The organism is Aquabacterium sp., assembly GCF_014378415.1.
Lineage (GTDB): Bacteria > Pseudomonadota > Gammaproteobacteria > Burkholderiales > Burkholderiaceae_C > Aquabacterium.
This window is the reverse complement of sequence record NZ_JACMNS010000168.1, coordinates 1-9,147: the sequence shown is the minus strand read 5'-3', so window position 1 is coordinate 9,147 and position 9,147 is coordinate 1. Positions and strand designations below refer to the sequence as shown.

Below are 9,147 nucleotides of genomic sequence, written 5' to 3'. Positions count from 1 at the left end.
CTGAACCTTCAGGATGTCGATGCCGTACTCTTCCGTGCCCAGGCGAAACGTGAGGAATTCACGGCCAGATACCGCATGCTGAATTTGACGGGCTGGATTGCCCCGGCTGGACAAACTACCGGGCGCGCCGGGCCGTACCGCTGATGTTGGCTTGGGGGCGGCTACTTGAAGGGCTTCCATACACGTCCTCGAATCGAATAGAAATGGTCTTCCTAGAATGTCGGTTGTTGGGCGGCAAACTTGAGCTTTCGTTGTGCACGCATGGAGATGCCGAGCTGTACGCCAGCGGCGACACCGACCAGGCCCTCGATCGCTGGGCCAAGCGCATGGCGGCCTGGCCAAAAGGGGATCAGCCGGAAGATGCCCCGCTGGTTGAGAAGGACCACGTTGCGGCCAAACGCACGCACCGCGACATGCACTGCGAATTTGACAACGACCTGAAGGTTAAGGCACCTGTCGATGCTTAAGGGGTGCCCGCGCGGCGCTTGGATGTGTGGCGCAAGGGTGATGGTGCAGGCACGGGCTCTGCATGCTCGGTGTTGCCGTCCAGCTTGATCACACGACGATCCAGTTGAGCGTCCAGGCGGTCCATCGCCTCGCGGGCCTGAACGGCGGTGGCCTGCCAGTCCTCGGTGCTGCGGATGATGGTGGGCTTGATCAACACCACCACCTCTTTTTTGCGCGAGGTCTCAATGCGGTTGCCAAACAGGGTGCTGGTGACCTGGTTCGCACCGGAACCTGGCATGCCCGAGCGGCTCCTGTTGGATTCCATCTGCATCAGGCCGCCAATGGCCACGATGTTGCCATCGGGGATGCGCACGATGGTGTCCGTTTCGTTCACGCTGCTATAGGCCAGGGGCAGTTTGTAGTTGCCCACGGCACCCAGGTCGATCTGCTTGGTCACGGTCGACACCGCCGTCACCGAAGGGTGAATGTGCAGGGTGATCATGCCGCCATCGTCGATCTGAGGGGTCACGTCCAGGGCGATGCCCGAAAAGAAGGGCGTCAGCGTGATCGTGGGCAAGGTGGTCGTGCTACCAGTGCTGTTGTTGCCTGACCCGACCGAACCGCCTTGCACGGCGGTGACGAAGAACTCATCACTGCCGACCTTGAGCACCGCCTTTTGATTGTTCATGGCGGCCACGCGCGGGCTGGACAGTACTTGCACTTCACCATGCGTTTCCAGGAAGCCAAGCACGGCTTCGAAGCCCTTGGTGGCCAATGACAGCCCCAGGATCCCGGAGCCGGCCCCTGGAAGGGGAATCGTGTCCGCAGCCAGTGCCAGGCCCGAGTTGATGCCGAGGGCTGGCAGGCCATTGCTGTTGGCGGCCAGGGGGTTGCCGGCGCGACCGCTGGCTTGTCCAATCGCCGACTTCGTGCCCAGGATGGACCAGTCAATGCCGCTCTGGAAACCGTCCCGCAGTTCGACTTCCAGAATCTTGGCTTCCAGCATCACTTGCCTCTCGACCGAGAAGCGGGTGGAGCGCAAGAACGATTCGACTTGTCTGAGTTCGTCAGGCATGCCCCGCACGGCAATCACGCCCGCTTGAGGACTGGTCACCACGCTGCGGCCATTGGCCGTGCCGATCATGGTTTTGAGCGTGATGGAGATCTCGGCCCACAGGTCGGTGGTGGAGGTGGTCGAGACCTGGCTGCTTTCCTGGCGGTCGGCAGCTTTGGCCGCGCCTGTGCTGCCGGATGCCGTGCTACTTGAGCCGCCGCCTGTGGGGGTACTGGGCCCCTGACCAGAGGTGATGCGCACATCGCTGTTGCCTCGCCGCTGAGAGTTCAGGTAGTTCACGTTGAACAGGCGCGTTTGCAGCGTTGGCGGAAAGATGGTGATGCGCCGGCCATCCATCTTGAAGTCGTAGCCATAGACATCGCGGATGGACTCCAGCGCCTCCAGCAAGGTCACGCCTTTGAGGGTGACGGACAGTGTGCCGGTGACCTCCGGGTGCAGGAGCATGCTGTAGCGGGTATCTGCCACAAGCGCCAGGAACACGTTGCGAGTCGATGCGGAATTGACGACCAGGTCGAAGCGTTCGTCACGGGGTGCGGTGGGCGCGGCACGGACCACGGGTGCTGGCGCCGCTGCCACTTGTTCTACAGGCGCATCACTGTTGCCCAGACGGGTGGGCAAGTCCATGCGCAGGCTCAGCATGGGGCTGGTTTGTGTTCTGTAGTTGCCTGCTGGGGTGCTGCAACCCAGCAGTGATGCCATGCAGGCCGCAGCCACCAAAATGCGTAAGCCGACTTGGGCGGAAGGGAAGGGCGGGTGCAAAAATTGGTGTGGGGTCACGGCGCATCCTTTTTGGCCGCTGGAGAGCGGCGATGCCGTTGATGGGACGACGCGGTTGGGGCCGTCGGACGTTTCATGACATCGGGGTAGATGGCCACCTTCTTGACTTGGCCGCTTTCGCGCAGCCAGACGGCATCGTTGTCAATGCGCACGATGCGTGCGTTGTCCAGTTCATCGCCCACGTGCAGGCGATGCGCCTTGTGGATGACGGTCAGCTTGCCCCCGTGGGACATGATGAAAAATGGCTGGGGGAGCGTCTCGCCTGCAGACCTGTCGGCCATGTCAGGGCGCAGGGCTTGCTGAAGCGTGGCGGGCATCTGCGTGGGGTCGCGGGTGCCCAGATCAAGGGCCGCCCCATCGGCAGCCAGCGCGCAGCAGCATGAGCAGCTTGTCAGGGTCAAGGCCATTGCCCACGGGCGCCATGCGGATGTCATGACGAGGCTCCCATCAGGTAGACGCGCACTTCCATGAGTGGCGCATTGGTGCTGCCGGGTTCGGCGTGCAGGTGAAGTTCGCCCCAGCGAAGGCCAGGCATAGCCCGCTCCAGATCACCTAAGTAACGGGTCAGTTCGAGGTAAGGGCCGATCACACCGAAGTCCACGCCATGCATCTGAACAGCCAATTCGGGGCTTTCAGGAGGCGTGGTGCCGCTTGAAGTGGGCCGGTAGATTTTGGTGAGTTTGTCCAGCAAGGCGCGGTCCTGGTCGGGCGCAATGGTGGCCAGCTTGGACAGTGTCAGGCTCGGCTGTTGCCGCATGACCTTGGCCATCAAATCAGGCAGGCGGGCGACTTGTTCGGGGCTGGCCAGGGTAGCCCGCAGCTGCGAGTCCATCTCGGCCTGTGCCTCCTGCGCTTGCTGGATCGCGGTCATCACCGTGGCTCGCGGGGTGTCTTTCTCGGCCCCCCCACCGGCCTGGCCGCCGCTCGAGGCGACCTGCGCGCGCAGCACGGTCAACTCGGCAGACAGCTTGGTCAGCTTGGTCTTGATTTGTTGTTGTTCGGTGCGGGCTGGCGACAAGACCAGGGTGTCCGCGAGCGCGCCCACCACCAGCATGGTCGATCCAAACAGGATGGCGCGCTCGCGCAAGCTGAGCGCATTGATCTTGGCCGCATAGTGGACCCAGGGCTTGGTGCTTGACTTCATTCCACTTCCTTTGCCGTGCGGTCCGTGACCAAGGTGAATGACCAGGCCTCGCGTGGTGCGGCTGCATTGCTTGCAGCTGGTGTCGCCGCTGGTGCACGCCAAGGCGCGCGTTCCACGCGGACGGCGGCCAGGCGTTGCCCTTGCAGCATGGGGTGGGCAGACAGGTGTCTGCTCCAGGCTTGCAGCGCATCGGGCTCCAAGGTCATGCCCGTGATTTCCAGGCGTTCGATGGAGACGATCACGTCCGTGACCCAGACCGGGGGCGGCACGGTGTCGGCCACGAGCTTCAAGATCGCGGAATAGCTGCGGCCGCCGATCGTCTTGCCCAGGTGCATGTCCTTGATCGACAGCCGCTGTTGCGCCAGCGAGTCCTGCACGGACTTCAACTGCTGCTGCAGTGCGTTGACATCGGTGCCGGACGCCGGGCGCAAGGCCAGCGCGGTCTGCAGCTGATCCCTGTCCTGCGTGTATCGTTTCTCGGTGAGCAGGCTGTCTCGCTGGAAGGCCTTGACCTGGGCCGATGCCCACACGCACGCCAGCACCACCGCGATGGTGAAGATCGCGGCCGCCTGCACGATGGCCGTGGCCGAGAACATCAGCTTCGGCTTGAGCAGGATCGGGCGGTGGAGGTTGATTTGCTGGGCCATGGTGTGTGGGCTCAGAGCTTGCGCGCTTCATGGCGCAACAGCGCGCCAAGCAAAGGCACGCAGGCCTCCAGAACCTCGGCCGTCACCGCTTCGCCATCCAGGCCGCTGAACAGCGTCGAGATGTCCATGGGTTCGACCGGCAGGCCCAGGTCCCGCTTGATGATGCTGGCCAGTGAGGCAGAGCCTGCGCCAGCGTGCACCGTCAGCAGGGACAGGGGCAGGTCCGGCCACGACCGTTCCCAAACGTCGAAGGAGCGCTGCAACTCGATCACCAGCCGGGGCGTGTCATGCGCAGTGCCGAACTCAGGCACCTCCACGCTGTAGTCCACCATGTCAACCGATTCCAGCGTTTGCTGCGACAACACACCTTGCCCGTAGGCTGGGGTGGCTGTGGCGCGGGCTGCGTCATCGGGCTGGTGTCCAAACACGGTTTCATCCCACTCCAAACGGCGGGTGTAGAACATTTCATCGTTGGCGCTGATGGTGAGCAGGCACTTAGACTCGTGCACCATCAAGGCGGCGGTGGCCCCTTCGCGCTGGCCTTGCGCTTCGGCGAATGCGTTTTGAAGATTGCGTTGCGCGGTCTCGCAAATGTCGATCACGGCCAGCTCCATGCCAGCGGCGTTCAGCAAGGCGTTGGTCTCGTTGATGGCGCTGTTGACCACCGCGATGACGTACAGGTGCTGGATGGTGCGTGAGCGGCCGTCGCCCAGGCGCATGACATCAATGGTCAGGTCGTCCAGGTGCGCTTCGACCATGTCCTTGATGCGCCAGCGGGCCGCGGCCTTGATCTCTTCGGGCGGCACCGTCGGCGTCTCGATCTGCAGGATCTGCGTGCGGTCCAGCGGCAGCACGGCGATCACGTCCTTGATGGGCAGCATCAGGGCCTTGATGCGGCGGGCAAAGGCGGGGGCACTGTCTGCGCCACGGCGCTCCAACCCGCATCGTTTGATGACGTAGGGGCGGCGCAGGTCAATGCTGGCCTCGACATAGGCGAAGGTGTCCTCCGTGCAGGCCACCACCAGCCGGTTGGGGTTGCGCACGCGCTGCCACGGCCACTGCAGGCGCTTCATGGCTGCGGCCCTTTTCTGGCGACATCGACTGTGACGGGAGTGGCGGTTTGGCTCACGGTGGGGGCTCGAAGATTCGGATGGCGAAAATTCGCATCCTTGCCCTCAGGGTACGGGCGAGCAAGTCGTGGCAAAAGACCGAATAAGCGGGGGAAATGAGGCCAATCCGTCCCTGCTCGGGTCTCAGCTCAGTAGTTTTCTTGCTGATGGATCACGTGCTGTGAGCCACGGAACAATCCAAAGGTGGCCCGGGCCGAGGGGTCTTTGTCATAGGTGGCGCCGCACCAGGCGCCCCGCAGGTGGGCCAGGTCGGCCCCCACCGCGGCACTGTCGCCCACGCCCGACCCCAGGCTGGTCAGGCAGGAGCCATCTGTGGCGGTACTGCCCAGGCTCAAGGTGACGTCGTAGGTGCCCGCGCGGCCACCCGAGGGTTTGTTCAGCCAAAACGTGGCCGTGCCTGCCGCCAGCGTGACCGGGCTGGTCTTCACGCTGGTGTCGGCCGCCGTGATGGTTCGACGGTACTGGCCGAAGTTCACCCCCGTGGACGCGATCCGGGTGCAGCTGTCGAGCGTGTTGGTGATGAAGCTCGAACCGTTCCAGTGCTGGGCGGACAGGGCCAAGGGCAGGTCGCGGTCTTGCGGGCCGATGGCGGGCGACAGGCGAAGGCGCCCGAATCGGATGTCCAACGTACCGATCAGGCCGGCATCGGTGGAGTCGGCGGGATAGCTGCTGTCCAGGTTGAAGCTGCTCAGCACGGTGGCATCGCTGTCTTGCGGTGCCACGCCCAGGCTGGCGCTCAGCACCGCTTCGGGCGCAGCGGCTCGGGTCACCAGTGCGGTCAAAGTGATGCCGCTGGCCAGGCCATTGCTCCAACTGCCCGTGGATGTGCCCAGGCTGAGGCGCGGCGTGCCGCCAGACGTCCGCAGGGGCAGCGTGCCCGCCACACCGGTCAAGGCGAAGTTCGAGGCCGTGGTTGGGTCCAGCTTTGCAAAGGCGCCGGTGTAGTTGGCGGTTGTGGCGTTGTTGGCGTTTTGCGCTGTCAGCGTGAAGCCCAGCTGGAAGAGTTCGCCCTGGTAGGCGAAGGTCGAGGCTGGGCTGCAAACCAGCGCGGACCGGTGGGTGGCGCTGGCCGAACTCAACACGAAATGGGCAGGCTTGAACCGGCCAATGCGTGCGTTCTGGGCGCCTGCCGCGTTGAAAACCGTGGCATCCAGGCTCAGCCCGCTGCTGATGAAGTTGCTGACCACGGCGGTGGTATTGAGCAAAAAGCTACCCACTTCGCTGTACTGCAGCGTGGCCGGTGTGCTGCTGCCGCTGGCAAAGCTGCTGACCGTGCCATTGGCCAAGGTGCCCAGCACGCCGGTGGCGGGCGTCTGACTGGCGGCCACGGGTGACAGGGTCACGGTGCTGGAGAAGGATGCCGCCACGCCCCCCGCCGTGGTCTGTGCCAGCGTGGCGCTGCCATCGGGCACACCATCGCCACCAGCCACATTGGTGTCTGCGGTGGCAGACCATCGGTAGCCAGCCACCGTGGCCTGAAAGCTGGACCCGGCCTTGGCAAAAACCGTGTCGGTGGCGGCCGAGCCATTCGGGTTGCTCGTGGCGCCCTGCGAGATGCCACTGACCACGACCGAGAAGGGCCGCACGGTGAGCGTGCCGGTGGAGCCATCAATGTTGCCGGTGGCAAAGCCGCCTGTCGCATCGCGCAGGGTCAGGCTGTACCGGCCGATGTCGGTGATGCCCAGGTTGAAGGTGGCCACGCCGTTGGTAAAGGTCAGCGGCAGGTTGCTGGCGCCAGGCTCACTGCTGGGAATGGTCAAGGCAGGAGAGACCACCGTGGGCGCGGTCCAACTGCCGCCGGAATCGGTGCGCCACATTTTCAGCGTCTTGGCGCCGGTGTAGGTGGTGGCGGTGCCACAAGCTCCGGTGCTGGTGTCTTTCTTGATCGCGGTGACCTGGAAGTCGTGGTTGCGGCCAGCCACGACCGTGTCGCTGCCCGTGATGCGGCTCGACAGGTCTTCGTCGAGGACGAAAGCGTTGTCGCTGAAGGTGAGCGTGGACGAGGTGGTGGACGAGCCCGCGATCACGCTGTCCACCACGTTGACCGTCAGGTTGTTGGCCTGGGTGTTGGTCAAGGTGAGCTTGACCACGCCGCTGTCACCCGCCACGTAGGTATAGGTTGCCGCGCCATCGTTGGCCGTGCCATTGCTTAAGGTGCCCGATGGCGTGGGCGAGGCGCCCAGGGCCCAATCACCCTTGCTGGTGGAGGTGGTGATGTTGATGGTGCCGGTGTAGCTGGTGTAGGTGGCAGGCGCCGAGGTGCGCGCGGTGATGGTGATGGTCACGGCCGAACAGGTGGATGGCGTGGTGGTGGCAGGCACCACGGTGTAGCTCGCGACCCCAGCCGGAGGCGTGAAGTCCACGGTGAGGCGCGGGCGCCGGCTGACGGTCGCGCCTTCCGAGCTGTCGATGTTCCAATTGTCCGCATCAGACGAGCCTGTCGCCAGCAACCAGCCGTAGTTCGTGGCGCCATCGGCCCAGGCCTGAACCGAAGAAGCCAGCCCCGTGATGTTGGTTAAAAATTCGGCGCCGGCATCCAGCGAGTACAGCACCGTGGAGCTGGCTTCCACATTGTTGATGGCCACACCGGAGACCATCGAGTTGTAGGTCGAAGCCTCCGACCAGGTGCTCAGCATCCGGTACGTCGAGATCTGGTCCAATGCGTCTTTGATCGAGACATAGACCCGCAATGTGGCGGAGTTGATCGTCGATCCAGCGGGAATCTGACTCACCCCCGAGCCGATGATGTTGTCGAAGCGAATCAGCGTCTGCATGTCGTTCGGTGAGCCGTCATCGACGATGAGGGTCGTGCTGGCGCCGTAGTCCGTGTCGGCAGCCAACTTTTTCAAATAGGTGTCCTGCGTGCCCGAGTAGCCGTTCACGCCTTCTTGGAAGGCCTGAACGGTCCCCACGGCAGCCGAACATGCGGGCGGCTTGGGGGTGACGCTGACGCAGGTGTTGGTGCAAGTGGGTGCAGTACCGCAGCATGCGGCACCCACGTTAGCCGCCGAGGGGATGGTGATCGTCCCTGAGCTGGTGGAGCGCAAGCATGAACTTGTGGCTGAACTGCCTGCCCCCATGCCAATCGTTGTGCCCGCCTGCAGGTCGCCACCGACCGTGCTGCCGCTGATCATGCTGATGTAAGTCTTGGAAGTCATCGAGCCGCCGACGTTGGTGTTGCCGTGGATGTCGATGTAGGTGCCTCCGGTGCCCGAGGTTGTGATCGAACCTGTGATGGAAGACGTCGAGCCGGTGTCCACATAGCTTTGTGACGAGATCGAGCCAGCGACCGTGGCATTGCCTCCCAGGGCAACATAAGTGTTGGTCGCTGTGATGTTGCCACCGTAGGTGTTGTAGCCGGCGGCAGAAAGCAGGTAACCCGTGGTGTTCCCCAAAATACTGTTGTACGAATTGATGGTGACCGTGCCGCCGGCATTGATGCTGCCAACGGTTGTGTAAGTACCGGCGGTCCCTGTGAGCAAGGTGACGGCCCCCGTTCCGGTGGTGACCGCGCCGGTCACGTTGGTGCCCGCCCCAAGGCTGATGGCTCCGGTACCCGTCGTTGTCAGGGAGCCGCCGTAGGTGACCGCACCGGTGCTTGACACGCTGCCCGAGGTCACATTGGCTTTGATGACCGCGCCGGCGGTGGCCGACAGCGCGCCAGTCATGGAAATGGTCAGGTCGGCAGCGGTGCCTGCACTGTTGATCTGTGCGGCATTGGCCGTCAACCCGCCGGTGATCGTGATCGTGGCGGGCTTTGGGGTATTGACCGTGACGGTGTCGGTACTGGCCAGTGTCACGGTGCTGATGCAGGTATATGTGGGACCGCTACCAGTACATCCTGCTGGCAATGTACCGGGGAAGACATAGGCTACGGCGTGGGCCGATGACATCGTGCAGAGGAGGGTTGCCCAGGCCAGCATCAGG

General features: G+C 63.7%; 7 protein-coding genes and 1 pseudogene. 1 reads left to right on the top strand and 7 read right to left on the bottom strand.

Annotated features, from left to right (window positions below):
• Positions 1-180: pseudogene (locus H7225_RS15015) on the bottom strand (hypothetical protein); the annotation flags it as partial.
• Between the two features lie 71 nt (positions 181-251).
• On the opposite strand from H7225_RS15015, the gene H7225_RS15010 reads away from it, so the two are divergent.
• Positions 252-467 carry a hypothetical protein gene (locus tag H7225_RS15010; protein WP_290663221.1) on the top strand — a complete coding sequence of 72 codons (216 nt, stop codon included), beginning with the start codon at positions 252-254 and terminating at the stop codon, positions 465-467.
• Here the strand turns inward: H7225_RS15010 and H7225_RS15005 are convergent.
• From H7225_RS15005 to H7225_RS14980, 6 genes are all read right to left on the bottom strand, one after another.
• Complete coding sequence (locus tag H7225_RS15005) at positions 464-2,221, bottom strand: pilus (MSHA type) biogenesis protein MshL (RefSeq protein WP_290663219.1); 1,758 nt, start codon at positions 2,219-2,221, stop codon at positions 464-466. The genes H7225_RS15010 and H7225_RS15005 overlap by 4 nt on opposite strands.
• 74 nt (positions 2,222-2,295) lie before the next feature.
• Positions 2,296-2,733: a hypothetical protein gene (locus tag H7225_RS15000; protein WP_290663217.1), complete on the bottom strand. Its 438-nt coding sequence runs from the start codon at positions 2,731-2,733 to the stop codon at positions 2,296-2,298.
• Positions 2,730-3,443, bottom strand: a complete 714-nt coding sequence (locus tag H7225_RS14995) for a hypothetical protein (RefSeq protein WP_290663215.1) — start codon at positions 3,441-3,443, stop codon at positions 2,730-2,732. The genes H7225_RS15000 and H7225_RS14995 overlap by 4 nt, the downstream gene beginning before the upstream one ends.
• Positions 3,440-4,090, bottom strand: a complete 651-nt coding sequence (locus tag H7225_RS14990; RefSeq protein ID WP_290663213.1) for a PilN domain-containing protein — start codon at positions 4,088-4,090, stop codon at positions 3,440-3,442. Before H7225_RS14990 ends, H7225_RS14995 begins: the two co-directional genes overlap by 4 nt.
• A gap of 11 nt (positions 4,091-4,101) precedes the next feature.
• Positions 4,102-5,163, bottom strand: coding sequence for a hypothetical protein (locus H7225_RS14985; protein WP_290663211.1), 1,062 nt, complete (start codon positions 5,161-5,163; stop codon positions 4,102-4,104).
• A 185-nt stretch (positions 5,164-5,348) separates the two neighbouring features.
• Positions 5,349-9,020 (bottom strand): DUF6701 domain-containing protein, encoded by a 3,672-nt coding sequence (locus H7225_RS14980; RefSeq protein WP_290663210.1) that lies wholly within the window; start codon positions 9,018-9,020, stop codon positions 5,349-5,351.
• Positions 9,021-9,147 lie beyond the last annotated feature (127 nt).

Coding starts and splice junctions, on each gene's coding strand:
- H7225_RS15005 (WP_290663219.1), bottom strand. CDS start 2,221: ATGGCATCACTGCTGGGTTGCAGCACCCCAGCAGGCAACTACAGAACA.
- H7225_RS15000 (WP_290663217.1), bottom strand. CDS start 2,733: ATGACATCCGCATGGCGCCCGTGGGCAATGGCCTTGACCCTGACAAGC.
- H7225_RS14995 (WP_290663215.1), bottom strand. CDS start 3,443: ATGAAGTCAAGCACCAAGCCCTGGGTCCACTATGCGGCCAAGATCAAT.
- H7225_RS14990 (WP_290663213.1), bottom strand. CDS start 4,090: ATGGCCCAGCAAATCAACCTCCACCGCCCGATCCTGCTCAAGCCGAAG.
- H7225_RS14985 (WP_290663211.1), bottom strand. CDS start 5,163: ATGAAGCGCCTGCAGTGGCCGTGGCAGCGCGTGCGCAACCCCAACCGG.